At 68.7% G+C, this 24,223-nt stretch carries 21 protein-coding genes; 9 read left to right on the top strand and 12 right to left on the bottom strand.

Going from position 1 to position 24,223, the window contains the following annotated elements; all coding sequences use genetic code 11:
* The first annotated feature begins 216 nt into the window (after positions 1 to 216).
* Genes VME70_09855 through VME70_09845 form a run of 3 tightly spaced genes read left to right on the top strand, consistent with a single transcriptional unit; the run spans position 217 to position 1,818 of the window.
* Positions 217 to 684 (top strand): CBS domain-containing protein, encoded by a 468-nt coding sequence (locus tag VME70_09855; GenBank protein ID HTW20500.1) that lies wholly within the window; start codon positions 217 to 219, stop codon positions 682 to 684.
* Positions 671 to 1,111 (top strand): pyridoxamine 5'-phosphate oxidase family protein, encoded by a 441-nt coding sequence (locus VME70_09850; GenBank protein ID HTW20499.1) that lies wholly within the window; start codon positions 671 to 673, stop codon positions 1,109 to 1,111. The genes VME70_09855 and VME70_09850 overlap by 14 nt, the downstream gene beginning before the upstream one ends.
* 53 nt (positions 1,112 to 1,164) lie before the next feature.
* Positions 1,165 to 1,818 carry a response regulator transcription factor gene (locus VME70_09845; protein ID HTW20498.1) on the top strand — a complete coding sequence of 218 codons (654 nt, stop codon included), beginning with the start codon at positions 1,165 to 1,167 and terminating at the stop codon, positions 1,816 to 1,818.
* A gap of 12 nt (positions 1,819 to 1,830) precedes the next feature.
* On the opposite strand, the gene VME70_09840 is transcribed toward VME70_09845, so the two are convergent.
* The 3 genes from VME70_09840 to VME70_09830 are packed head-to-tail and all read right to left on the bottom strand — an operon-like array spanning position 1,831 to position 3,575.
* Positions 1,831 to 2,661, bottom strand: a complete 831-nt coding sequence (locus VME70_09840; GenBank protein HTW20497.1) for a universal stress protein — start codon at positions 2,659 to 2,661, stop codon at positions 1,831 to 1,833.
* A 4-nt stretch (positions 2,662 to 2,665) separates the two neighbouring features.
* Entirely contained in the window at positions 2,666 to 3,085 is a 420-nt protein-coding gene (locus VME70_09835; protein ID HTW20496.1) for a universal stress protein, read from the bottom strand.
* Positions 3,086 to 3,137: 52 nt separating this feature from the next.
* Positions 3,138 to 3,575 carry a universal stress protein gene (locus VME70_09830; GenBank protein HTW20495.1) on the bottom strand — a complete coding sequence of 146 codons (438 nt, stop codon included), beginning with the start codon at positions 3,573 to 3,575 and terminating at the stop codon, positions 3,138 to 3,140.
* Positions 3,576 to 3,674: 99 nt separating this feature from the next.
* Here VME70_09830 and VME70_09825 point away from each other — a divergent pair, with 99 nt between their 5' ends.
* Both VME70_09825 and VME70_09820 read left to right on the top strand, forming a co-directional pair.
* Complete coding sequence (locus VME70_09825; protein HTW20494.1) at positions 3,675 to 4,391, top strand: ABC transporter ATP-binding protein; 717 nt, start codon at positions 3,675 to 3,677, stop codon at positions 4,389 to 4,391.
* The gene (locus tag VME70_09820; GenBank protein ID HTW20493.1) at positions 4,388 to 5,125 is read left to right on the top strand and encodes an ABC transporter permease; all 738 of its coding nucleotides are present in this window, start codon (positions 4,388 to 4,390) and stop codon (positions 5,123 to 5,125) included. The genes VME70_09825 and VME70_09820 overlap by 4 nt, the downstream gene beginning before the upstream one ends.
* Before the next feature lie 8 nt (positions 5,126 to 5,133).
* On the opposite strand, the gene VME70_09815 is transcribed toward VME70_09820, so the two are convergent.
* The 5 genes from VME70_09815 to VME70_09795 form a co-directional block, all read right to left on the bottom strand.
* Positions 5,134 to 5,556 (bottom strand): universal stress protein, encoded by a 423-nt coding sequence (locus VME70_09815; protein ID HTW20492.1) that lies wholly within the window; start codon positions 5,554 to 5,556, stop codon positions 5,134 to 5,136.
* Between the two features lie 139 nt (positions 5,557 to 5,695).
* Positions 5,696 to 7,393, bottom strand: coding sequence for a thiol reductant ABC exporter subunit CydC (gene cydC, locus VME70_09810; protein ID HTW20491.1), 1,698 nt, complete (start codon positions 7,391 to 7,393; stop codon positions 5,696 to 5,698).
* Positions 7,393 to 9,072: a thiol reductant ABC exporter subunit CydD gene (gene cydD / locus VME70_09805; protein ID HTW20490.1), complete on the bottom strand. Its 1,680-nt coding sequence runs from the start codon at positions 9,070 to 9,072 to the stop codon at positions 7,393 to 7,395. The genes cydC and cydD overlap by 1 nt, the downstream gene beginning before the upstream one ends.
* A complete protein-coding gene (cydB, locus tag VME70_09800; GenBank protein ID HTW20489.1) occupies positions 9,069 to 10,136 on the bottom strand; it encodes a cytochrome d ubiquinol oxidase subunit II in 1,068 nt (355 codons plus the stop codon). Before cydB ends, cydD begins: the two co-directional genes overlap by 4 nt.
* A gap of 16 nt (positions 10,137 to 10,152) precedes the next feature.
* Positions 10,153 to 11,547, bottom strand: a complete 1,395-nt coding sequence (locus VME70_09795) for a cytochrome ubiquinol oxidase subunit I (protein HTW20488.1) — start codon at positions 11,545 to 11,547, stop codon at positions 10,153 to 10,155.
* A 122-nt stretch (positions 11,548 to 11,669) separates the two neighbouring features.
* On the opposite strand from VME70_09795, the gene VME70_09790 reads away from it, so the two are divergent.
* A complete protein-coding gene (locus VME70_09790; protein ID HTW20487.1) occupies positions 11,670 to 12,671 on the top strand; it encodes a zinc-dependent alcohol dehydrogenase family protein in 1,002 nt (333 codons plus the stop codon).
* A 9-nt stretch (positions 12,672 to 12,680) separates the two neighbouring features.
* On the opposite strand, the gene VME70_09785 is transcribed toward VME70_09790, so the two are convergent.
* On the bottom strand, positions 12,681 to 15,101 hold the full coding sequence (locus VME70_09785; protein ID HTW20486.1) for an Orn/Lys/Arg decarboxylase N-terminal domain-containing protein: 2,421 nt from the start codon (positions 15,099 to 15,101) through the stop codon (positions 12,681 to 12,683).
* A gap of 5 nt (positions 15,102 to 15,106) precedes the next feature.
* Entirely contained in the window at positions 15,107 to 16,510 is a 1,404-nt protein-coding gene (locus tag VME70_09780) for an amino acid permease (GenBank protein ID HTW20485.1), read from the bottom strand.
* A 308-nt stretch (positions 16,511 to 16,818) separates the two neighbouring features.
* Here VME70_09780 and VME70_09775 point away from each other — a divergent pair, with 308 nt between their 5' ends.
* Entirely contained in the window at positions 16,819 to 19,050 is a 2,232-nt protein-coding gene (locus tag VME70_09775; GenBank protein HTW20484.1) for an Orn/Lys/Arg decarboxylase N-terminal domain-containing protein, read from the top strand.
* 5 nt (positions 19,051 to 19,055) lie between these two features.
* Positions 19,056 to 19,928, top strand: a complete 873-nt coding sequence (locus tag VME70_09770; protein ID HTW20483.1) for a universal stress protein — start codon at positions 19,056 to 19,058, stop codon at positions 19,926 to 19,928.
* A 22-nt stretch (positions 19,929 to 19,950) separates the two neighbouring features.
* On the opposite strand, the gene VME70_09765 is transcribed toward VME70_09770, so the two are convergent.
* Positions 19,951 to 21,915: a KUP/HAK/KT family potassium transporter gene (locus tag VME70_09765; GenBank protein ID HTW20482.1), complete on the bottom strand. Its 1,965-nt coding sequence runs from the start codon at positions 21,913 to 21,915 to the stop codon at positions 19,951 to 19,953.
* 275 nt (positions 21,916 to 22,190) lie between these two features.
* Here VME70_09765 and VME70_09760 point away from each other — a divergent pair, with 275 nt between their 5' ends.
* Positions 22,191 to 23,060 carry a helix-turn-helix transcriptional regulator gene (locus VME70_09760; protein ID HTW20481.1) on the top strand — a complete coding sequence of 290 codons (870 nt, stop codon included), beginning with the start codon at positions 22,191 to 22,193 and terminating at the stop codon, positions 23,058 to 23,060.
* 185 nt (positions 23,061 to 23,245) lie between these two features.
* On the opposite strand, the gene VME70_09755 is transcribed toward VME70_09760, so the two are convergent.
* Positions 23,246 to 24,217 (bottom strand): AraC family transcriptional regulator, encoded by a 972-nt coding sequence (locus VME70_09755; GenBank protein ID HTW20480.1) that lies wholly within the window; start codon positions 24,215 to 24,217, stop codon positions 23,246 to 23,248.
* Positions 24,218 to 24,223: the final 6 nt, after the last annotated feature.

Genomic DNA, 24,223 nt, shown 5'->3' with positions numbered 1-24,223 from the left:
CGATCGGGCTCATCACAGCGGATACCGGCGCGCCGGCACCGACCGTGGGCGCTCTGTCCGCTATGGGGATCTCGTGAACCGTCATGTCCCTATCGTCCGGCTCAGGGTGGCCGTTGCCTACCGACCTTGGTCCCCTGTGTTGAGGACCTGCGGACCTTCCGCGGGTGAGGCCGCGCAGGCACCCTGAAAGCAACGCAAGCCCGATCGGAGGCCCAGATGACGCCCCCCGAGGTGAGCTCCCGAGTGGTGACCGCCGCCGACGTGATGAGCTCGCCCGTCATCACCGTCCCGGCAACGGGCACGATCTGGGATGCCTGGTCCGTGCTCGTCAGCTGCGGGGTTCGCCACGCCGTTGTGGTGTCCGGCGCTCGCTGCGTGGGCGTCGTCGACGACCGCTTGCTGGTGCAGGCCTGGCAGCAGGGACCCTCGGCGCTGCGCACGCGCGCGATCAAGGGGTTGCTTGCCGAGCGGACCTCGTGCGTGCTGCCGGAGACCGAGATCGGCGAGGTCGCCGCGCTGATGAACCTCGAACGGCTGGACGCGGTGCCGGTCGTCGACGGCACTGGCCGGTTGATCGGGCTGCTCACCGCCGGAGACATTGTGCACGCGGTGGCGCGCTACGGACTTCACGACGAGCTGCATCTGGTGAGCCTGGGATCGAGCGATGACGATGAACAGCACTGAGCGCATGACGGGGGAGGCGGTCGTGCGCGAGATGTCCCGAGCCGAGTGTCTGGAGGCGCTCCGCTCGCAGCGCCTGGGGCGCATCGCGATCAGCCAGAATGCGTTGCCGTCGATCCTGCCGGTGAACTACGCGATGGACGTCGCCAACATCGTCTTCCGGACCAGCGCGGGTAGCGCTCTGGCGCGGGCCTGCAACAAGACGATCGTGGCTTTCGAGATCGACCGCTACGAGCCGGCGACGGGCACCGGCTGGAGCGTCGTCGTTGTCGGCGCTGCTGATGCGCTGAGCGGTGGCGACTGGCTGCGTGCGGTCGAGCTCGGCCTGCCCAGCGCGGCTGCAGCCGACGGTGAGGTGTTTATCCGGATCACGCCGGGCATGATCACCGGCCGCGTGGTCGGCAGCATGCCGGTCGTCTACGAGATCTAGACCCCACCGCGCCATTCTGCGCGGACCGGCCTGAAACGCCGTACGGTAGGCACGTGACGGAACCGATCCGGGTGTTCCTCTGCGACGACCACGAGGTGGTCCGGCGCGGGGTGAAGGACATGCTCGAGGCGGACGGCGACATCACCGTCGTAGGTGAGGCATCGTCGGCATCCGAAGCCCTTGCCCGCATACCCGCGTTGCGGCCGCAGGTCGCGGTGCTCGACGTCCGGCTGCCCGACGGCAGCGGCGTGGCGGTCTGCCGTGACCTGCGCAGCGCGATGCCCGATCTGTCCTGCCTGATGCTGACCTCGTTCGCCGACGACGAGGCGATGCTCGACGCGATCATGGCCGGGGCGCAGGGATTCGTGCTCAAGCAGATTCGGGGGTCCGACCTGGTCAACGCCGTCCGCACGGTGGCGGCCGGCGGTTCCCTGCTCGACGCCACCGCCACCCGCCGCGTGATGGAACGGTTGCGCGCCCACGGTGAGACCCAGGACCGGTTGGCCGGGCTGTCCGAGCAGGAACGCAAGGTCCTCGACCTGATCGGCGAGGGTCTGACCAACCGGCAGATCGGCGAGCGGATGTTCCTTGCCGAGAAGACGGTCAAGAACTACGTCTCGAACGTGCTGGCCAAGCTCGGCCTGGAACGCCGTACCCAGGCGGCGATCCTCGCCCACGAGGTGCATCGGCAGACCATCGAGGAGTAGCCGGCCGCCGCGCTAGACGGTCACCTCCGCGCGGTGCCACCGCACGAGCAGCGGAGTGCGCGCCTCGCGGGCGACCGCCATCGACACGCTGTGCGTCATGGCGTAGACCGACCGGGGTTCGGCGCCGGGCGCCAGTGCGAGCACGGTGCCGGCGCGCCGGTCGGCGTACCTCACCAGCGCGTCGGCCGGATCCTCGTCGTCGAGCGCCTCCGCGGTCACCGGCACGCTGGCGGGCGGAAGGTCGTCGAAGATCGCAGCCATGACGTGGTACGTGTCGTCCTCACCCGGGCGCAGCTTGCCGTGACCCTTGACGGAGACAACCACGAGTGGGACGCCGACCAGATCGGCGAGCGCCAACCCTTCGCGGAGCATCGTGTGGTCCGGAGCGGCCGCGTCGATGCACGCCGCCACCCGCCGAATGGTGCCGTTGCGCTGCGCGTCGAAGTGCTGGGGTACGACGAGAACGGATCGCGAAGCGGTCATGAGAAGCCGGTCGCACAGCACCCCCCACGCGCGTTCGGGATGTTGGCTGCGCCCATGGCTCGCCATCACCGTCAAGGCCCCCGGGCTGGCCTCGATCCGCGCCTGAAGCGCTCCGGCGACGTCCTCGCCGCCGAGGACCTCGACCGCGACCGGCAGCCCCGCCACCGAGGTACGGATGAGCAGAGGCACTTCGCTGGCGATCTGCTCTGCCGGCGCGGTGGGGTCGACATACACCGGAACGATCGCGGCCGCCAGCCGGTCGCCCAGCGAGCGGGCGACGGGAAGCGCTCGCCAGGCTTCATGCGACAGGTCCACCGGCATCAGCACCTCGGCGATGCGGCTGGCCGGCGTGACGCTCATCGGACTAGCGCACTACCACGATCGGACAGCTCGCGTGATGCACGCAGTACGAGCTCACCGACCCCAGCAGCAGGCTGCTAACCGCGCCATGACCCTGACTGCCGACCACGAGCGCGTCCGCGCCCTCGGCCGAAGCAACGAGCGCAGGTCCGGGCGCACCCTCGACGACCCGGGTCTCGACCCGGTCGGCGGGCACTGCCATCGCACCCTTCACCTTGTTGACCAGTGCGTCGGCTTCCTCGTGCGGGTGGTAGCCCTCGAACATCATCGGCTGGCCATAGGCCTGCGCGTGCTCCCACGCGATGACGAGCCGCAACGTGGCACCCGACGCGGTGGCGTAGCGCTCGGCCCAGTCGACGGCCTGCTGACTCTCCGGTGACCCATCGACGCCGACGACGACGATCGGGGCTTGGTCGTTCGCCATTTCTCCTCCTCAGAACGTTCTCGATTGCATCGTTGTGATCGCGGTCGACCGCCTAACGCGGGCGCGCGGACGGTACGACCACGACCGGGACGTGTGCATGGTGGACGCAGTACGCGCTCACCGAGCCGGGCAGCCGCTCGCCGATCGCGGTGTGTCCACGGTGGCCGACGACAAGCAGGGCGGCGCCGCGGCTGACCTCCACCAGCACCTCGCCCGCCGGCCCCATCGGGACCAGGGTTTCGACCCGCTCGGGCGGCACAGCCACACCGGTGGCCGCCTTCTCGGCGACCTCACGGGCGGCGACTACGGGCTCATAGCCCTCGTGCGGCACGGGATGCCCGAACGAGGTGGGTACCTGCCAGGCGCACACCAGCCGCAGCCCGTAACCTGCAGCCACGGCATAGGCCTCGGCCCAGCGCAGGGCGAGCTCGGAGTTGGTCGAGCCGTCGATACCAACGACGACGATGGGGGACCGATCCGCCGATGTCATCTCAAAGACCTCCTCTAGGCAGGCGCTAGTCTCACTCGCCGTCACCGTCACTCAATAGGGCCGAAGGTCCCGGCGGCGGTGGGCTAAGGGTGGGTATCGATGAGCGCCGTGATCAGCGTGACGGACCTCACTGTCGCGCGCGGCGGCCGAACAGTGCTGCACGAGGTGTCGTTCGAGGTCGAAGCCGGCACGGTCACGGGACTGCTCGGGCCGAGTGGCTGCGGGAAGACCACGCTGATGCGTTGCCTGGTCGGTGTGCAGCTGATCGCCGGCGGCTCGGTCCAGGTGCTCGGTCAGCCCGCCGGCTCGCCACCGCTTCGATCCGCGGTCGGCTACGTCACCCAGAGCCCCGCGATCTACAGCGACCTGACCCTGCGCGAGAACTTGCGCTACTTTGCCCGCGTGCTGGGCGCGAGCCGTGATCAGATCGGCCGAGTGGTCGAGCAGGTCGACCTGTCCGCGCAGATCGACCAGGTCGTCGCCAGCATGTCGGGAGGCGAACGTGCCCGAGCATCGCTCGCCTCCGCGCTGCTCGGTGCGCCGCGGGTTCTTGTCCTCGACGAGCCGACCGTCGGACTCGATCCCGTCCTTCGGCGCAGCCTGTGGAGCACGTTCCGGGAGCTCGCCGACAGCGGCGTCGCGCTGATCGTGTCCAGTCATGTCATGGACGAGGCGGAGCGATGCCAACGCCTGCTGCTGATGCGGTCCGGCCGGATCGTCGCCGACTCGACCCCCAGTGGCCTGCTGGAGTCGACCGGATGCGAGACGGTCGAGGCGGCGTTCCTGCACATCGCCGACAGCCTGGATGCGGCATGAATCCGCGCCTCACTGCGGCAACCACCCGGCGCGTGCTGACCCAGCTCCGTCGCGACCCCCGCACGGTTGCCTTGATGCTGGTCGTGCCGTGCGTACTGATGATCCTGCTTCGCTACGTCTTCACCGGATCGTCGGTGATCTTCGACCGGATCGGCCCCGAGCTGCTCGGCATCTTCCCGTTCACGACGATGTTCGTCGTCACGTCGGTGTCGACGCTTCGGGAGCGCACTACCGGCACGCTCGAACGGCTCCTGACGCTGCCGATTGCCAAGCTCGACGTGATCTGTGGCTACGCACTCGCCTTCGGGTTGGCGGGGCTGGTCCAGGTCGGCCTGGCCAGCACGGTCGCGCTCGGCTTGCTCGGAATGTCCGTCGAGGGCGGGGTTCCCGTCGTCGTGCTCTTCGCGGTGTGCAACGCGCTGCTGGGGACCGGGCTCGGGTTGTTCCTCTCGGCATTCGCTCGCACCGAGTTCCAAGCGGTGCAGTTCCTGCCCGCGACGGTGCTCCCGCAGATCCTGCTCGGCGGCCTGCTCACGCCCCGCGACCGCATGTCGCCGGTGCTGCACGGCCTGTCGGACGTGCTGCCGCTGAGCTACGCGATCGACGCGATGAACCGGGTCACGACCAGCACCGGATGGAGCAGCGGGATGACCACCGACCTGGCCGTGGTCCTCGGCAGCTTTCTCGCGGCGGTCGGACTCGGCGCGGCGACCTTACGCCGTCGCACGCCGTAGTTTGGCGCTCAGCGGACGACGACGACGGGCACCTTCGAGTGGTGCACGCAGTACGCACTCACGGAGCCGAGCAGCGCACTGACCGCGGCGTTGTGCCCACGGGAGCCGACCACGATGAGATCCGCATCGGATGAGGCGTCGACCAACACCGGGCCGGCGCTCCCCTCGAGCACTGCTACTTCGACTCGATCCGCCGGCAGCTGGAGCTCGGCTACCGCTCGCTCGGCCAGATCCTTGGCGTCGACCTCCGGCGCATAGTCGGCACAGCCGATCGGATAGCCGTACGAGATCGGCCACGTCCAGGCCGCGACTACCCGAACGGTCGCGTCGGTAGCGGATGCGAAGCGCGCGGCCCAGTCGAGCGCGGCGCGGGCGTCGGCCGACCCGTCGTACCCGACCACGATCCGCTGGCGCTTACCCAATGCGGTCATGGTGTCCTCCTCCGTTCAGGTCCACCCTGCCCCGGTTCGCCATGGCTTGGGCAGGGCCAAAGGTCCTGACCGTGCGCTCGAAGGTCCCGATGCGATCGGCACGCTTGCCGCCGGCCGAGCGAGCCGATCGGCCCCGCCCCTAGGCCCGCACGCCGGCGGGTCGCGCGTGCCCGTCCACGATCTCGATGACCTCATCCATTGCATCGAGCCCGTGCGTGTCGTGGGTGATGAGCAGGGTGGTGCGGCCGGCAGTGATCGCGAGCACGTCGCGCATGACCTCGGCGGCGGTCGCGGGATCGAGATGCGCGGTCGGTTCGTCCAGGATCAGCACCGCCGGATCGGCGAGGACCGCCCGCGCCAGTGCGAGCCGCTGCCGCTGCCCGCCGGACATCGCGACGCCGTGCGGGCCGACCTCCGTATCGAGCCCGTGCGGGAGCTCGGCCACCCAGCTCGACAGCCGCACGGTGCGCAGCGCGCTCATTAGCTGCTCGTCATCCGCGGCGGGACGCGCCAGCCGGAGGTTCTCCCTCACGGTCGAATCGAAGACGTGCGGATCGGCGATACACCCGCTGACATGTTGCCGGACGTCGTCCCCGGCGAGGGCTGACGCATCGACACCGTTGATCAGCACGACGCCCGAGTCCGGATCGAGCAACCGCAACAGGAGCGCGGCCAGCGTGCTCTTCCCCGATCCTGACCGGCCGACCACCCCAACCCGCCGGCCGGGGGCGAGATCGAGATCCAGATCGTGCAGCACGTCACTACGAGCGCCGGGATAGCGGGCGGTGACCCGTTGCACGTTGATCCGCACCGGGCCCGGCGGGAACGGCAACGGCTCGGCCGGCTCGGCGACCGGAGCCGGTGCGTCGAGCACCGCGAACACACGCCGCGCCGACGCCCGAACGGATGCCAGCGCGATCGCCGCAGCGGGCAGCGCCGAGGTGAGCTCGAAGGCGGCGAGAGCGGTGAGGACGATCACCGCGAGCGGTACCGTGCCGAGGGTGCCGCGATGCGAAGCCGCCACCCCGAAGAACAGGACACCGAAGACCGTCAGGCCGCTGACCATGGTCGCGCCACCGGCGCCGATCGCATTCGCGATCGCCGCCCGCCTCGACATCCGCAACAGCTCGCGGTCGCGTTCGGCGATGCGATCGAGCGCCTGCGCCGTAGCGCCGTACGCGATCAGCTCGGCAGATCCGTCCACGAGGTCGACGGTCGCGGAGGCAAGCTCGCCGCGAAGGGCCGCAGTCGACCGGGCCGGACGGCGGCCGAGCAGGTAGGCGATGGCCGGCAAGCCGATGCCGGCAACCAGGAGGCCGGCCAGCAGTACGGCGCCGCCGGGCGCAAAGACCGCGACCGAGAAGACCACCGTCACGGCGCCGATAAGGGCAGCCACGAGCGGCGGCGTGATCCCTCGGATGAACAGGTCCTGGACCGCGTCCACGTCTGCCACGAACCGACCGACCAGCTCCCCACCGGTGAGCCCGCGGAGCCCGGCCGGCGCCAGTCGCTCGAGCCGGGCGTACACGGATGCCCGAAGGTCGGACAGCACGCGCAGCGCCGCGTCGTGTCCGGCGAGGCGCTCGACGTAGCGGCTGATCCCCCGCGTGATGCCGAGCGCACGCACGGCGACGATCGCGATCGACAGCGCAACCAGGTTGGGGTGCTGCGACGCTCGCGAGAGCAGGAACCCCGACGCGGCCATCAGCCCGATCGCGGCGCCGACGGTCAGCGCGCCCGCGGCAACGGCGAGAGCCAGGGTGAGCCGAACCGGGCGGCCGAGTGTCAACAGCCTCAGCTGGGGCCGACGCGCGACCGGAAGCGCTTGCGCCGTCATCAGGCCACCGCCGGAACTCGTGCGCCAGTCGCATAGTCGCCGGCCACCCGGCCGTGATCCAAGATCACGACGCGGTCGACGAGGTCGTGCCAGCGGTTGTCGTGGGTGACGACAATCAGGGAGCGGCCGCTCGCGAGGCGCTCGACGGCGGCCCGAAGCGCGGTGGCGGTCTCCGGGTCGAGGTGCGCGCCGGGCTCGTCGAGCAGGACGAGTGGGGCATCGCGGAGAAACGCGCGGGCCAGCGCCAGCCGCTGCCGTTGCCCGGTCGAGAGGGTCAGGCCACGGTCGCCGAGCACGGTCTCGTACCCGGCCGGAAGCCCAGCGACGACCTCGGCAAAGCCGGCCGCCGCCGCGGCCGCGCGAACGGCGGCATCCTCCGCGTCCGGCTGTCCGAGCCGAATGTTGTCCGCGACCGTGCCGGCAAAGATCCGCGGCGCCTGCGGCACCCATGCGACCTGCGCCCGCAGCCGCTCGACGTCGAGGTCGCGGTAGGGACGGGAGCCGATGGACACGTCGCCGCCGGTCGGCTGGACGAAGCCGAGGAGCACAGCCAGCACGGTCGACTTGCCGGCGCCGGAAGGACCCGAAAGGGCCACCCGCTCCCCCGGGTCGACTGCCAGGCGGATGCTGTCGAGGGCGTTGTCGGAGCGGTCGTCGTAGCGGACGGTCACCCCGTCGAGCCGGATCGAGTCATGGCGCAGGTCACAGCGAGCGGAACTGGGGAGGTCGTTGCTCGGGTGCTCGAGGATGTCGAGCGCATCATTGACCGCCGCGACTCCGTCGGCGCTCGCATGGAAGCTCGCCCCGACCGCGCGAAGCGGTAGGTATGCCTCGGGTGTCAGCAGCAGCACGAGCAGCGCGGTCTGGTACGCCAGGTCACCGTTGAGCAGGCGCAGGCCGACCTCGACGGCGACGACCGCCGTAGCCAGCGTCGCAAGCAGCTCGAGAACGAGCGCGGAGATGAACGCCACGCGCAGGGTGGCCATCGTCGTACGCCGGTAGGAGTCGCTGACCTTGCGGATCAGCTCCACTTGCGCCTTTGCCCGCCCGAACACCTTGAGCGTCGGCAGGCCTTCGACGACGTCGAGGAAGTGCCCGCCGAGCCGGGACAAGGAGCGCCACTGCCGCTCGGTACGCGCCCGGGTGTGCAGGCCGACCAAGATCATGAAAACCGGGATCAACGGAATCGTCGAGCCGATCGTCACGGCCGAGATGAAGTCCGCGCCCGCGACCCGGGCCAGCACGACTGCCGGCACGAACGTCGCGAGCACGAGTTGCGGAAGGTAGCGCGCGAAGTAGCCGTCGAGCGCGTCGAGGCCCTTCGTCATCAGCGTCGTGACCTCACCGGACCGCTCGCGCCCGGTCCAGGCCGGGCCGAGGGCGAGCACCTTCGCGGCAAGATCGCGTCGAAGTGTCGACCGGACGGCAGCGGCCGCGCGCAGCGCGCCGACCTCGCCGGCATAGGCCAACACCCCGCGCGCCACCAGGACGGCGAGCAGAGCGATCAGCTCGTCGCGCAGCCGGCTGACCCCCCGGTCGGCGTGCACGATCAGCCCGGCGAGCAAGGTCGCCTGTGCGACCACCAGGCCGGCAGTGAGGCAGCCCGATGCGACGACTACTCCGAGGTAGCGCCGAGCCGGCGCTGCCCGCCGGAGGAGCCTCGGATCGAGCGGTTTCACGACCCGCTCGGGGCAACCACGCCCGACGCCTCACCGGACCGCGGTCCGGGCACGGGTGGTACGACGCCGCCGCCCGGGATGTCCGCCCGGCGCAGCCGCTTGCGGAACACCCAGTACGTCCACGCCTGGTAGACGAGAACCACAGGGGTCGCGAAGCCCGCCACCCAGGTCATGACGCCGAGGGTGTACGGCGAGCTCGAGGCGTTGTGCACCGTCAGGCTGTCCGCAGCGCTGGTGCTCGACGGCATCACGTTCGGCCATAGATCGGCGAACAGCGTGCACACCACGAACGCCAGCGCCGCAGCCGTGGCGATGAACGCCCACCCTTCGCGTCCGCGCAGGGTCGAGAGGAACGCCCCGATCAGCGCCACTGCAGCCGCGGCGGCGAGCACATCTGCGGCCGCTCGGCCGTGCTGGGCCTGCACGATCGCGAGGTACAGGCCGCCGCCCGCGATCGCAACCGCAGCGAGCCGGTTCGCCAGGGCACGAGCACGGTGCCGAAGGTCGCCGTCGGTCTTCAACGAGAGGAACACGGCACCATGGAGCGCAAACGCGACCGTGGTCACGACGCCCCCGAGCAGCGAGATCGGGTTCAGCAGCGTGAGCAGCGTGCCGGTGAAGTGGTGGGCAGCGTTCAGCGGCACGCCGCGCACCACGTTGGTGAACGCGACACCCCAGAGGAACGCCGGAAGGAAGCTGCTCACGCCGATCGCGATGTCCCACCGCTGCCGCCACTGGTCGGTGTCGACCTTGCCGCGGTACTCGAAGGCGACAGCGCGGACGATCAGGCCCACGAGGATGAGCAGGAGCGCCAGGTAGAAGCCCGAGAACATCGCGGCGTACCACTCGGGAAAGGCGGCGAACGTCGCCCCGCCCGCTACCAGGAGCCACACCTCGTTGCCGTCCCAGACCGGACCGATCGCGTTGAGACAGAGCCGGCGGTCGACGTTGTCGCGGCCGAGCACCATCAGCAGCATGCCGACCCCGAGATCGAACCCGTCGAGGACGAAGTAGCCGGTCCAGAGCACGGCGATGAGAACGAACCAGAGCGTGGTGAGGTGCATGTCGACCGCTCCCGGCCTAGTAGGAGAACGCCAACGCCGGCGCGGCGCCGTCGGTGGTCGTCAGTGACTCCTCGGTCGGCGCGCCGCCGCGGATCGTCTGGATCATCAGCCGTACGTTGACGAACGCGAGGACCCCGTAGAGCAGGGTGAAGATCGCGAAGCTCGTGATGACCGAGCCGAGACCGACGGTCGGAGAGACGGCGTTCTTGGTCTGCATGAGACCGAAGACCGTCCACGGCTGCCGGCCCATCTCGGTGAACAGCCAACCGGCGGTGTTCGCGAGGTAAGGCAGTGCCATCCCCCACAACGCGGCCCGCACGAACCACTTGCCCGCGGGTGCGCGGCGCCGGCGGCTGAGCCACAAGCCGGCGACCGACAGCAGGCCGGCGAGGAAGCCGAAGCCCATCATCAGGCGGAACGTCCAGTAGGTGACCGGGATGTCGGGCGTGTAGCTGCCCGGCCCGTAGAGCTGCTGGTACTCGGACTGGATCTCGTTGATCCCCTCGACCTTGCCGGAGAAGCTGCCGGTCGCGAGGAACGACAGCACCCGCGGCACCCGAAGGCTGTAGATCTCCTTCTTCCCGTTGAGGCTGCCGATCGTGAACAGTGAGAACGATGCCGGCTTCTCGGTGTGGTACAGCGCTTCCGCGGCCGCCATCTTCATCGGTTGCTGCCGGGTCATGACCTGGCCCTGGATGTGACCGGACACGATGACACCGATGGAGGCTACGAACACGGTGACGAGCGCGAGGCGCATCGATGTCCGGTGCAGCTCGACATCACGTTGCTTGCGCAGATGCCAGGCGGCGACGCCGAGCATGAACGCTCCGGCCGTGATGAATGCGCCGAAGATCACGTGCGGGAACGTGACCAGGGCCGTCGAGTTGGTCAGCAGCTTCCAGATGCTTGTGAGCTCGGCCCGGTTCCTCGCATGGTCGATCTTGTAACCCACCGGGTGCTGCATCCAGGAGTTGGCGGCCAGGATGAAGTAGGCGCTGATCGCCGTACCGATCGAAGCCAGCCAGATGGTCGCGAGGTGCACCTTCTTCGGCAGCTTGTCCCACCCGAAGATCCACAACCCGAGGAACGTCGACTCGAGGAAGAAGGCGAGCAGGCCCTCCATCGCAAGCGGCGCTCCGAAGATGTCTCCGACGAATCGCGAGTACGCCGACCAGTTCATCCCGAACTGGAACTCCTGCACGATCCCCGTGGCGACGCCGATCGCGAAGTTGATCAAGAACAACTTGCCCCAGAACCGCGTCATGCGCAGGTACTTCGTGTCGTCCGTCCGCACCCAGGCCGTCTGCATGCCCGCAGTGAGCAGCGACAGGCCGATCGTGAGGGGAACGAACAGGAAGTGGTAGACGGTTGTGACGGCGAACTGCCACCGGGCGACGTCGAGAGCGCTCACGTCCCCCAGACTGACGGCGGTCGACTCAGCCGGGGTAGGGACGAAGGTCCCGTGGACTCGGGTCCAACCGCCCGTAAGCGACGGTTCTTCACAATCGCACGTGGATAGGCGAGGGTCGTGTCATGCGCTCGTGGGTGGTGGACCGGCCGGGACCGATCGACGATGCACCGTTGGTCGCCGTCGAGCGGCCGGAGCCGTTGCCCGGGCCCCGCGAGCTCAGGGTCGCCGTCACCGCGTGCGGCGTCTGCCGTACCGACCTGCATCTCGCCGAAGGAGACCTCGCGCCGAAGCGCCCGCAGGTGACTCCGGGCCACGAGATCGTCGGGCGAGTGGACCGAACCGGTGAGGGCGCGACCAGATTCGCCGTAGGCGACCGGGTAGGGATCGCCTGGCTGAGGCACACGTGCGGTCGCTGCCGATGGTGCCGGCGTGGGCAGGAGAACCTTTGCCTCGAGCCGCGGTTCACCGGGTGGGACGACGACGGCGGCTATGCGCCGTACGCCGTGGTGGACGAGGCATACGCGTACCCGCTCCCCGAACGGTACGACGACGAGCACGCGGCACCGTTGCTCTGCGCGGGGATCATCGGCTACCGCGCGTTGCGGCTCGCCGACCTGCCGCCCGCGGGGCGACTCGGCATCTACGGCTTCGGCGCGTCCGCGCACCTGGCGGCGCAGATCGCACTGCACCAAGGTGTCAGGGTGCACGTCATGACGAGGTCGGCAGACGCGCAGCGGCTCGCCGTGGAGCTCGGCGTGGACTCGGCCGGCGGCGCGACCGACCCGCCGCCGGAGCCACTCGACTCGGCCATCCTGTTCGCGCCCGCGGGGACGATCGTGCCGCCCGCCCTCGAGGCGCTCGACCGCGGCGGCACGCTCGCGATCGCGGGCATCCACCTCTCGGACATCCCGTCGCTGCGCTATGCCGACCATCTCTTCGAGGAGCGTCACGTGCGGAGCGTCACGGCGAACACGCGCCGCGACGGCGAGGAGTTCCTCGCTCTCGCGGCGCGGCTCGGCGTCGAGGTCACGACGACCCCGTACCCGATGGCCGACGCGAACCGGGCCCTCTCGGATCTGGCGCACGACCGCGTGAACGGGGCCGCCGTACTGCTGGCACCCTGACGAGCGAGCTCAGCCGTTGCGGGTGACGTAGGTGCGGTAGACCAACCGGCCGTTCTGGCGCTCCGGGAAGATGCCTTGCATCTCGTTCTCGAAGCCCGGGAAGCGGTTGTCGCTCTCCTCGAACAGCCGGAGGTAGGCAACCGCGGCCGAGTCCGCCGCGAACCGCTCGCCCGGAACCTGCAGTGCGATACCTGGCGGGTAGACGACGACCAGGCTCGCCGCGACGCGGTCGGTCAGGTCGTCGAGAGCCACCAGGTCGACCCGGTTGCGGATCAGCGCGGTGTGTCCCACCGAGGGACTGACGGCGATCTCCGGCTCGTGGGCGGCGTGGTAGGCCGCACGCTGCAGCTCGTCCGCACCGTGTGATCTCAGGAACTCGTGCATCTCGGAGCAGAGCTCGGGCAACGTGACGCCCGAGTAGCGATCCGGATACGCAGCGACCAGGCCAGGGAGCACCTCGCTCAACGGCAGGTCCTCGTCGTACATGCGCTTCAGGTCGAACAGCTCCGACAGCAACGTCGCCGACTTGCCCCGCTCGATCGCGGCCGTGACCAGCAACAGGATCGTGTAGAAACTGGTCTTCTCGCTCACGATCCCCTTCTGCCGCAGGATCGCCGCCGGGATCGCGGCCGGGATGCCCCAGCTGTCGAACTCGCGGCCTCCCTCGATGCCAGGAGTGGTGATGGAGAGCTTGGTCGGGTCGAGCATGACGTAGTTCGGCGCCAGGCCGGACAGATCGTGCCAGTCGTCGTGCTCGTGGAACATCCAGCACTCCGGCACGGTCGCCAGCACCTCGTCGGGGACGTCACGCCATGGCGTGTCGTGGAACCCGCCCTCGGCGATGGCCTTGCCGAGCACCTCGCGCGTGTCGGTGTCGAGGTAGGGAAGCGCGATCGCGGTTTCGAGTTGGTCGGTCGTCACCGTCACCCGGTGCGGTCCGAAGATGTCGAAGAACCACGAGGGCGAACTGCCGTCGACCCGGGCCGCGAGCTCGTCGTGATAGCGCTCGATCTGCTTCCGCAACGCGATCGACTCACGGACGGCGTCGTCCATCAGGACGAAGCCACGACGCCCGCGCATGATCTCGGCACCCACATCGAGCGACGCGATCATGTTGTACTGCGGCGACGTCGACGTGTGCATCATGAAGATCTCGTTGAACCGGTCGTGATCGGTGCACCGCTCCTGACCCGCGATGTGCGAGTCGCGGATGTGGATCTGCGAGGCCTGCGACATGCCGGCCAGGCACTTGTGCGTCGACTGGGTCGTGATGATGCCCGGGTCGGAGGCCCGCAGGTCGTGCAGGTCCATGCCGAAGCGCTGGGCATACAGCGGGTGGAACTTCGCGTAGGCCATCCATGCCTCGTCGTAGACCATGTAGTCGACGAGGTGACCGATCCGGTCCAGCACCTCACGGGCGTTGTAGCAGACGCCGTCGTACGTGGTGTTGGTCAGGATCGCCATGCGGAACGGTCGTTCCCGCTTCCACGCGTCCTGGTCGGTGACGAGCGGGTTGTTGCGGATCTGGTCCCGGATGTAGTCCTCGTCGAGATACTTGTGGTCGACCGGGCCGATGATGCCGTTGGCGTCGCGGCTCGGGTTCAGATAGACCGGGATCGCGCCCGCCATCATCAGCGCACCGTGGTGCATCGACTTGTGGCAGTTGCGGTCGAACAGGACGAGGTCGCCGGGAGCCAGCAGGCCCATCGTGACGATCTTGTTCGAGGTCGACGTACCGTTCAGGACGAAGTACGTCCGCTCGGCGCCGAACACCTCCGCGGCACGCTTCTCCGCGTCGAGGACCGGGCCCTGGTGCTGGAGGATCGAGCCCAGCTCGGGCGAGGCGTTACAGAGGTCGCCACGCAGGAAGTCCTCGCCCACGTAGTCGAAGAACATCCGACCGAGCGGGGTCTTGCGGTAGAACATGCCGCCGTTGTGACCGGGGCAGGACCACAGCCAGTTGTCCGAGTCCACGTAGCGCTTCAGCTCGCCGAAGAACGGCGAGTACAGCGCCGAGTCGTAGTCCTCGACCAGGCGCTGCACGCGACCGGCGATGAACGCCGGGGTGTCCTCGTGCAGCCAGAAGAACCCCTGGACCGCGGACGCAACCTCGAGGGGGATGTCCGCCACCCCGCCCTGCTCGGCGAGCAGGATGACCGGGAGCTGCTCGTGCAGCCGGTGGAGGCGATCCACTGCCCGCAGCAGCTCCCGGTCATCCCCCGGCTCGAGGTCGCGCCCGATGAGCGCGGCCCCGATGCCGGAGTTCGAGGCGATGGCAAAGTCGATGTCGGCCTGCGTACGGGCCACGATGACGGTCAGGCCCGCCGACTCGAGCTCGGCCTGGACCGCACCGAGGGTGCGGTCCAGAGCCGAACCTGAGCCGAGTTCGCGATGAGCCAACAGAACCGGGTGCTCACCGTTGTGGTGCATGGTGACTACTCCTCACCAGCGCCGTCGACGGCCGCGATGTCCTCGGGCCTCGCCTGCCATGACGGCCTGCGGAAGTAGGCGAAGATCATCGGGGCGATGGTCAGCGCCAACGTGGCGAGGATCATCCCGATGACGTAGATCGTGTGGTTGCCGGTCGCCACCTGCGACGGCGGGACGAACCCGACGATGAAGGCGAAGCCGCAGCCGGCGAGCCCGAGCAGGCCGGTGACCCACAGACCGATCGTCCCGCCCGGGACCCGGTAGGGCCGCGGAAGGTTCGGCTGGGAGTAACGCAGCTTGATCAGCGCGCCGTACACCAACACGTACATCACGACGAGCAGCTGGGTAGTCAGCGCGGACAGAATCCAGTACGACGCCGACACGCTTGGCTCGAAGAGGAACAGCAGCGAGAAGATGGTGCCGATGACCGCTTGGATCCACAGCATGTTGGTGGGCGCGAACTTCGCGTTGTGACCCTGCATGATCGGCGGGTAGTCACCGTCCATCGATGCCCGCATGAAGCCCTTCGCCGGGCCGTACATCCAGGTGCTCAGCAGTGCAATTCCGCCGGCGAAGATCAGCAGCGCCATCGGCCGGGTGAGCCAGCCCACTCCCAGCTTGTTGAAGAAGACGTCGAACGCCTGCAGCAGGCCGGAGTTCAGCTCGATCTTGTTCGCCGGGATGACGACCGCGATCGCCAGCGTGCCGAGGATGTAGAGGCCGACCAGGACCAGGCAGGCGAGCAACGTTGCCCGCGGGAAGTCCTTCTTGGGGTTCTTCGCCTCGCGGGCGTGGAAGCCCGCCATCTCCATGCCGGCAAAGGCGAGGAGCACGCCGGAGAAGAACACCAGGTTGGTCAGCGACAGTGTCGGAACAAGCGCGTGGCTCGAGTACGGCGCCGCCAGGTGCTTGCCGTCGGCCAGCCAGAAGATGCCCATGCCGATCAGGACGGCACCGGGCACGATCGAGCCGACCAGGGTGCCCCACGACGACACGCGAGCGGAGGCTTTGACGCCGAGGAAGTTCACCAGCGTCGTCCCCCAGAACACGATCATCATCGTCGTGAACAGCCAGGCCCGGTTGTTGGCCCAGCCCGGCACGATCAGGTAGGCCAGGGCCGCCGAGATGAAGGACAGCACGGTCGGGAACCACACCAGGTTCTCCGCCCAGTCGGCCCAGATGGCGACCGCGCCGGAGTTCTCACCGAACGCCTCGCGCACCCAGACGTACACGCCGCCCGTCTTCGGGATCGCGCTGGCCAGCTCGGCCGCCGCGAAGGAGATCGGGATCATGAAACCCAGCAGCGCCAGGCCGAAGATGAACAGTGATCCCCAGCCGTACTCAGCGATCGTCGGCAGGTTTCGCAGGCTGATCACAGCAGCGATGTCGATCATCGCCAGGCTGGACATCGTCAGGACGCGGGTGGGCCGGATGCCTCCGCCCGCAGTTGAGCTGGGCGTCCCGCCGGTAGCCGGCGCGCCCCCGGTAGGCCGAGCGACTGGAGCGGGCTTCGCTGCAGTTCGTTCGGGCCTGAGGATCGTCATCTGACTGCTCCCTCCACGTGCCGTCTGATGACGGCAGGCGTCTGCTCCCACCGTGCTCTGCGATGGCGGAGGGCCACAGTGGCGAAGGTCCTGACCCTTCGGGACCTGTGGTCCTAGCCGGTCGATGAGTGGACGCACGACGCTGACAGCAAGAAGCAAACTGGGAGGACCAGATGACCATGCTCGACCGGCTGCCGCTGCTGGTGGTCGACGACCTTCACGACCGCTCCACCGTCGATGCCGAAGCGCTTCAAGGAGTGCACGACCGACTGACCGCCCTGGGAGTTGAGCAGCTCACCGCCCGCGACCTTGCCGACGCGACCGAGCTCCTGCACGCGCACCCGGAGATCGGCGGTGTGCTCGTCGTGTGGAACCACGAAGCCGGCTTCGACCGTCCGGGCGCTCTGCACGACTTCGCCGAGCACCTGCGCGAGGACAACGAGCTGATCCCGCTCTTCCTGCTCACCCAGCGCTTCGCCGTGACCGAGATCCCGCCGAGCATTCACGCCATGCTCACCGGCTGCCTCTGGGCCGGCGAGGACGAGCCGGACTTCCAGGCCGGCCACATCGCGGCTGCCATGGCGCACTACCGCGAGCAGCTGCTGCCGCCGTTCTTCGGCCGGCTGATCGACTACGTCGAGCGCGCCCGCTACTCGTGGCACACCCCTGGCCACATGGGCGGCGTCGCATTCCTCAAGACACCGGTCGGCCGGATCTTCCACGACTTCTTCGGCGAGAACGTCCTGCGCGCCGACCTGTCCAGCTCGGTGCCGGAGCTCGGCTCCATCCTCGAGCACGAGGGCGTCGTGGCCGACGCCGAGGCGGAGGCGGCCGATGCGTTCGGCGCCGACAAAACCTTGTTCGTGACCAACGGCACGACGATGAGCAACCAGATCATCTTCCGCGCCACGGTGTCGCCCGGTGACGTCGTACTCGTCGACCGCAACTGCCACAAGTCGATCGTCAACTCGGTGATCCAGACCGGCGCGATCCCGATCTACCTGAGCCCGCTGCGCAACGGCCATGGAATGATCGGTCCGGTCGACCCGGCTCAGCTCGAGGCGATCGCGATCCGCGAGAAGCTACGCCACCACCCCTTGATCGGCGACCCGGACCGCCTGATCCGGCTGGCGATCGTCACCAACTCGACCTACGACGGCACGATGTACGACGTCGCCCGCGTGATCGAGCGGCTGGCCGGCCAGGTCGAGCGGATCCTGCTCGACGAGGCGTGGATCCCGTACGCCGCCTTCCACCCGGTCTACGCCGGCCGTTTCGGCATGTCGTACCCCGGCGGCGAGGACGCGCCGACGGTCTTCACGACGATGTCCACGCACAAGATGCTGGCCGCCTTCTCGCAGGCGTCGATGATCCACGTCAAGCAGGGCAGCATGCCGGTCAACGAGCATCGCTTCAACGAAGCGTTCATGATGCACACCTCGACCTCGCCGCAGTACAACATCGTGGCGTCGCTCGACGTCGCGACCAGAATGATGAGGGGCCCTGGCGGCCGCTCGATGATGGACGCAACGATCAGCGAGGCGCTGGACTTCCGCACCGAAATCCAGCGGATCGGCCGCACCTACGAGCTCAGCAACGACTGGTGGTTCACGCCGTGGCAGCCGGACGGCAAGCTCGGCACGGACCAGGTCGACTGGATCATGACCGATGAGTGGACCGGCTTCAGCGGGCTCGAGCCCAGCTACACGATGTTGGACCCCACCAAGGTCTCCCTCCTGTGCCCGGGCATCGACGCTTCCGGCCGGCCGCTGCCCACCGGCATCCCGGCGGCTATCGTCGCTGCGCTGCTTCGCCAGCAGGGGGTGGTCGTGGAGAAGACCGGCTTCTACTCGATTCTCGTGCTGTTCTCGATCGGGGTCACCCGCGGCAAGTCGGCAACGCTGGTGGAGACGCTCCTGCATACCAAGCGGCTGATCGACGCAAACACTCCCATCTGCGAGGCCCTTCCCGAGCTCTACGCCGAGCATCCGGAGCGCTACACCGGCCTCGGGCTCCGCGACCTTGCGGACCAGATGCACCGCCAGCTCAGCGCGGTCGACACCGGCGAGATGCAGGAAGCCATCTACCGGCACATTCCGCAGTCCGCGATGACACCTGGTCAGGCCTTCAACGCGCTGATCCGGGACGAGGTCGACAACGTCGAGATCGACAAGCTGGAAGGCCGGGTCTCCGCAGTGCTGTGCCTGCTCTACCCACCCGGTATCCCAGTGGTCATGCCGGGTGAGCAGTTCACCGCCGCCGTGCAGCCGATCGTCGAGTACCTGCAGACCTTCGAGCAGTGGGACGAGAAGTTCCCAGGCTTCGAGACCGAGATGCAGGGCGTGGTCAAGAGCCACGACGTCAACGGCCGGCTGGTCTACTCGGTACCGTGCGTCCAGGAGTGAACACGGTGCCCACCCCCAGCCCGATCGAGCTGCGCGCCTTGAGCAAGCCGCGCCCGGTCGTCGTGGGCTACTTGCGTGGGCCGGCCGGCGACGCGGCGCTCGCCGCCGGAGCGGCCGAGGCGCGGTTGCGGAACGTCCCGCTCGTCATCCTGCACAAGCTGGTGGGCGGAGAGGCTCCGGAAGCGTTCGGCCGTGGTGAGTCGGACGTGGATCACCGCCGGGTTGCGATCGCGCGGCTGGCCGCCATCGCACACGACCGGGTGCCGGATCTCGCACAGGTCGACGTCCGTGTCGTGACGACCCCGATCGCGGAGGAGCTGATCGTCCATTCGAAGACCGCTTCCCTGGTCGTGCTCGGCGTCACCTCGAAGCATGCGAGCACTGCAGCGCTGTTCGACACGGTCCCTCGCGAGCTCGCGCATCACTCGTACAGCCCGGTCATGGTGGTGCCGGCCGCGACGTCGGGGACCGAGCCGGCTCGCATCATCTGTGGGGTGGATCGCTCGACCGCCTCGATCGAGGCCCTGCACTGGGCGGCTCGGGACGCCGAACGGCGCGGCGTCACCGTCCTCGCCGTCGAGGTAGCCGAGTCGAGGCGCGGCCCGAGCGCCGCTCCGGCCGAGGTCCCGCTGAGCGACTGGGTGCGCATGCATCTGCCGCCGGTGCCCACCACGGTCGTCTGTGCCACCGAGCGCGGGGCGCCCGGAGGCCGTCTGCTGCAGATCGCCAAGGAGCAGCACGGCTTGCTCGTGGTCGGATCGCAACGTCCCGGTCACCGGATCGGCCGGTCGGTTGTGCGCGTCGTCAGCGCCCAGACCGAGGTGCCTGTGGTGATCGTGCCGCGCAGGGTCCGCACCCCCGAGCAGCCGTTCGGCTGAGCGATCTGTTCGGGGTCGGGACTCAGAAGTCGAGGTTGGCGGCCATGCTGACCGTGCGGTCCTCCGGCAGCCACAGGTAGCCGGCCACGTTGGTCGCGTTGTGTGCAAGCGCGATGAACAGCACCTTGGCCGGCCTGCCCATGCCGGGCTCGTCCGTCCGTTTCAGAGTCACCCGGGACAGGAAGTACGTCGCGTCGTCCAGGTCGAGGACACCTTCGAGGATCTCGGCGTTCGCGTGCGCGAGCGCCTCCGGCAGGCTGGAGTGGTCCTGGAAGCCGAAGTCGACGGCAATCCGAATGACGCCAAGGTCCGGGTCCCCGGGCCAGTCCACCCGCAGCCGGCGCCGCCACGGAAGGTGCGGAACGTTCGCAGTGTGTGCCGAGACGATCACGACATGTTCGTGCAGGACGTGGTTGCGCTCGACGTTCAGCCGCAAGGCCAACGGCGCGGTGTTCTGCGGCCCGTGCGGGAACACCGCGGTCCCGGGCACCCTGGCGGGACCTTCCCGGCCGAGCTCGGCGAGAAAGTCGTCCAGGTCGCCCTCCATGGCGGAGCGCCGGACGGTGACGAGCTCGCGCCCGCGCTGCCAGGTCATCATCACCGTGAAGATCACCGCGGCAACCACCAGCGGGAGCCACGCCCCCTTGACCAGCTTGGTCATGTTCGCGACGAAGAACGAGAGCTCCGCGCCGCCGAAGATGACGCCCGCCGCAAGCAGCTGTACGACGTTCCACCTCCACACCAGGCGGGCGACGACCAGGAAGAGCGCGGTCGTGATCAGGAAGGTCCCGGTGACGGCCACGCCGTACGCGGTCGCAAGGCGGGTCGATGAGCCGAAGCCCAGCATCACCGCGACAACAGCCGCGAACAGGGCCCAGTTGACCGCCGGCAGGTACACCCTGCCGACGTCCTCCGACGACGTGTGGTGGATGCGAAGGTGCGGCAGGAATCCGAGCCGTACCGCCTGGCGGGAGACCGAAAAAGCTCCGGAGATCACGGCTTGCGAGGCGATCACCGTCGCCATGGTTGCGAGGACGACGAGCGGGACACGCGCCCATCCGGGTGCGAGCAGGAAGAACGGGTTCGACTTGGCCGAGCGGCGTTGAAGGATGAGAGCGCCCTGCGCCAGGTAGTTCAGCGTGAGCGCAGGGAACACGACGGCGAACCAGGCCCGGCGGATCGGTGTCCGGCCGAAGTGGCCGAGGTCGGCGTACAGGGCCTCGGCGCCGGTGACCGCGAGAACCACCGCTCCCATCGCGATGAAGGCTTTCAGCGGATGGTCGATGAGGAACAGCGCGCCGTAGCTCGGCGAGAGGCCGCGCAGGACACCGGGATGCGGAATGACCTCGCGCAGCCCCAGGACGGCGAGCGCGACGAACCAGAGCAGCATGATCGGCCCGAAGCTCGCACCGATCCGCCCGGTGCCCCAACGCTGCACCACGAACAGTGCGGTGAGAATGACTGCCGCGGTGGGAAGCACGACGTGCGCGAGGCTCGGCGCAGCAACCTTCAGACCTTCGACCGCGGACAGCACGGAGATCGCGGGAGTGATCACGCTGTCCCCGTAGAACAGAGCCGCGCCGAGCACCCCGATCGCCATGATGATCGCCCCGGCCCGGACGCTGGTGCGATCCAGTGAGCGACGCACCAAGGCGGCGAGTGCCATGACCCCGCCCTCTCCGTGGTTGTCGGCCCGCAGTACGAAGATGACGTACTTGCCGGAGACGACGACGGTGATCGACCAGAAGACCAGCGAGATGACCCCGTACACGTCGCTCGAGGTGGCATGGACGCGCCCGTGGTCGGCGGAGAAGACGGTCTGGAGGGCATAGAGCGGGCTGGTGCCGATGTCACCGAAGACGACGCCGAGCGCAGCGACTGCCGCGGTTGCGCTCGCCAGACTCAGCAAGCGGCCATAGTGATGACCGGACGGCTCGGGTCCGGCCGGCTCCTCGTCGGGGCCGGTGTCCGGAAGCAGTTCGGTCACCCGTAAGGGATACCAAACCGGTCTTCAGCGCTTGGCGGCGCGCAAGCGTCGAATGCCGTACGAAGTCCTGCCATGCGAGTCAAAATGCGTCCCGCCCCGCCAGACCTATCAGCGCTACATTCCGCACTGGTCTGCCGCGAGGCGGATAACGGATAGTTCGGCTCGCAATGCGCATATCGGCCGGTCGCCGCGTATGGTTGGGTACCGCGTAAATGTGTGTTCCCGGGTAGGCCACGACCCCGCCGCTTCCCCTCCGGCTGACAAGGTCGTGCACGATGACGGTTCTTCGGGAGTACTCCCCCTCGGTTGAACGCATCTCCACCAACGGCGAGGCATCGCAGTCGATGCTGGCCCGCTTCCTCGACGGCGATGACGAGACGACCGAGCTCATGGTCCGGCTGGCGGTTCAGACCGACCAGCCACTCGCGGGCGTCTACGAACAACTCCGCATGGGAGTGAGCCGTGCAGCAACCAGCCCCGACCTCCAGCCGCTGATCGAGACCGAGCTCGACGAAAGCCTCGTGCGTCTTGCCGCGCGGCTCCGCTCTCCCGCCTCGGCGCGCCCGACCTGGCAGGCGACCGTCGTATCGATCGCCGGGCGAGGGGTCCCGGCGTGCATCGCTCACCTCATGGCGGACGCCGGGATCCCAACGGCTGTGGTGCCAGCGGCACCGGGCGAGCGCGGATCCACGCCGGGCGCGGCAGCGCTTTCGCATCTGCTCCCGTCGATCGAGTTCGTCATCATCGACGGGTCGCGAGCCCAGCAGGAGGCGATCCTGAGAGTCCTGCGGCTGGTGAAGAGCGTGAGCGGGCCGATGATCACGCGCAGCTCTATGATCCTGCTCACCGACCCTGGCCGGCCGAACGATCCGGCGTATGCGGAGATAATCCCCGACCTCACAGTGGTCGGGCAGCTGGGCGCGTTGCTCGGCGCACTCGGCATTAGCGCCGGCAATCCGCTGACCGCTCGCGAACGAGAGGTGCTCAGCCACGTCGCGACCGGGGCGACCAACGAGCAGATTGCCCGGCGCCTCGGGGTGGCGGTATCGACGATCAAGACCTATCTCGAGCGAATCCACGTCAAGTTGAGGTCGCGTGACCGAGCTTCGGCGGTCGCCATAGCACTGCAGCGCGAATGGCTGTGATGCCAGCGCGCTCCCCTACGGCCTTATGCCTGGTGCTTTGCGTGCGATCGGCGGCAGCAAGGGCCGCCCGGCTGAGCGCGGCGATGGAATCAGTGACGGACATCAACGCTTAGCGACAGCGTTGGTACACCTAGAGCGACGGTTGCTCGACCGAGGACAAAGGTCCCTCGACTCTCGGCCGAAGGTCAGCGATCGTGCCACGAGCTCCGCAGCGTCTGGCGGGGATACTCGTCGAAAGCCGCGAAGTACGCCGCGCTGAACCGGCCCATGTGCGCGAAGCCCCAGCCCATCGCAATATCGGTGACGGTCGCACCCCCGGGCAACGCCCGCTCGAGTTCCTCGCGCACGCGTTCCAGTCGGACCCGGCGCACGTACTCCGTCGGAGTCGTGCCCAACGCCCGCTGGAACGCCGCCTGCAGGGTTCGTACGCCGCAGGGCACCGCGGCGGCAAGCTCGCCGATCGACCACCGGTGCGCCGGGTTTGCCTCGATGACGTCGATCGCCCGCTCCACCACACCGGGCATCGGGTGAAGCAGGCGCGGTGAGACCTGGCTGGGTTGGGTCCGCACAAGGAGGCTCGCCAGCCGCAGGTCGAGAGCCGGAGGCGGCAGCGACCGGCCCGCGCCGGCATCGTGAGCCATCGCGCGGACCCGCGCCGCGCCAGCGCACCACTCCCGTCCGGGCGCGGCCACGAGATCGAGGCGGGCGGCGAAGCGCACCGGGCCGACCGCTTCTCCGATCACCGTCGCCATCTGCGTTTGCACGGTCGGCACCGGGAAGGTCAACGTGACGAGGGTGAAGGGCCCTAGCGTGGTCACGGTCACGCCTTCTCCCGGCCCGGTCACCAGGCCGCCGGCTCGGTCGAGCGCGTGAGCCGACCCGTTCGTCAGCCGCGCGGTTGCCTGGCCGTCGAGCGGCAGCAGGATCCGTACGGTCTCCGATGCGGTCAGCACCACTGCAGCGGCCATACCGGCCTCGACGACGCCGGCCCACATCTCCCCCACCCTGAGGAACGCAAGCCTGGCCCGCAGTGGAGCGCCTTCGTCGAGGGGGGACACCGCGACCGGATCCGCGGCCGCGTACTCCGGATCCCGGAGATCATCCGCACGCAACGACGTGGCGTTATCGATACGCCGGATCACGGATGCCTCGGCCATGAACCT

The organism is Mycobacteriales bacterium (assembly GCA_035504215.1).
Lineage (GTDB): Bacteria > Actinomycetota > Actinomycetes > JAFAQI01 > JAFAQI01 > DATAUK01.
Note: the sequence above shows the minus strand (reverse complement) of the source record. Positions and strands in the feature narration are given on the sequence as shown.

Bases quoted from the DNA above. Each gene is read 5' to 3' on its own strand.
- cydC (HTW20491.1), bottom strand. From the start codon at position 7,393: ATGACGGCGCAAGCGCTTCCGGTCGCGCGTCGGCCCCAGCTGAGGCTG.
- VME70_09830 (HTW20495.1), bottom strand. From the start codon at position 3,575: ATGACATCGGCGGATCGGTCCCCCATCGTCGTCGTTGGTATCGACGGC.
- VME70_09815 (HTW20492.1), bottom strand. From the start codon at position 5,556: ATGACCGCATTGGGTAAGCGCCAGCGGATCGTGGTCGGGTACGACGGG.
- VME70_09755 (HTW20480.1), bottom strand. From the start codon at position 24,217: ATGGCCGAGGCATCCGTGATCCGGCGTATCGATAACGCCACGTCGTTG.
- VME70_09775 (HTW20484.1), top strand. From the start codon at position 16,819: ATGACCATGCTCGACCGGCTGCCGCTGCTGGTGGTCGACGACCTTCAC.
- VME70_09835 (HTW20496.1), bottom strand. From the start codon at position 3,085: ATGGCGAACGACCAAGCCCCGATCGTCGTCGTCGGCGTCGATGGGTCA.
- VME70_09780 (HTW20485.1), bottom strand. From the start codon at position 16,510: ATGTCCAGCCTGGCGATGATCGACATCGCTGCTGTGATCAGCCTGCGA.
- VME70_09820 (HTW20493.1), top strand. From the start codon at position 4,388: ATGAATCCGCGCCTCACTGCGGCAACCACCCGGCGCGTGCTGACCCAG.
- VME70_09825 (HTW20494.1), top strand. From the start codon at position 3,675: ATGAGCGCCGTGATCAGCGTGACGGACCTCACTGTCGCGCGCGGCGGC.
- VME70_09790 (HTW20487.1), top strand. From the start codon at position 11,670: ATGCGCTCGTGGGTGGTGGACCGGCCGGGACCGATCGACGATGCACCG.
- cydB (HTW20489.1), bottom strand. From the start codon at position 10,136: ATGCACCTCACCACGCTCTGGTTCGTTCTCATCGCCGTGCTCTGGACC.
- VME70_09785 (HTW20486.1), bottom strand. From the start codon at position 15,101: ATGCACCACAACGGTGAGCACCCGGTTCTGTTGGCTCATCGCGAACTC.
- VME70_09840 (HTW20497.1), bottom strand. From the start codon at position 2,661: ATGAGCGTCACGCCGGCCAGCCGCATCGCCGAGGTGCTGATGCCGGTG.
- VME70_09855 (HTW20500.1), top strand. From the start codon at position 217: ATGACGCCCCCCGAGGTGAGCTCCCGAGTGGTGACCGCCGCCGACGTG.
- VME70_09850 (HTW20499.1), top strand. From the start codon at position 671: ATGAACAGCACTGAGCGCATGACGGGGGAGGCGGTCGTGCGCGAGATG.
- VME70_09760 (HTW20481.1), top strand. From the start codon at position 22,191: ATGACGGTTCTTCGGGAGTACTCCCCCTCGGTTGAACGCATCTCCACC.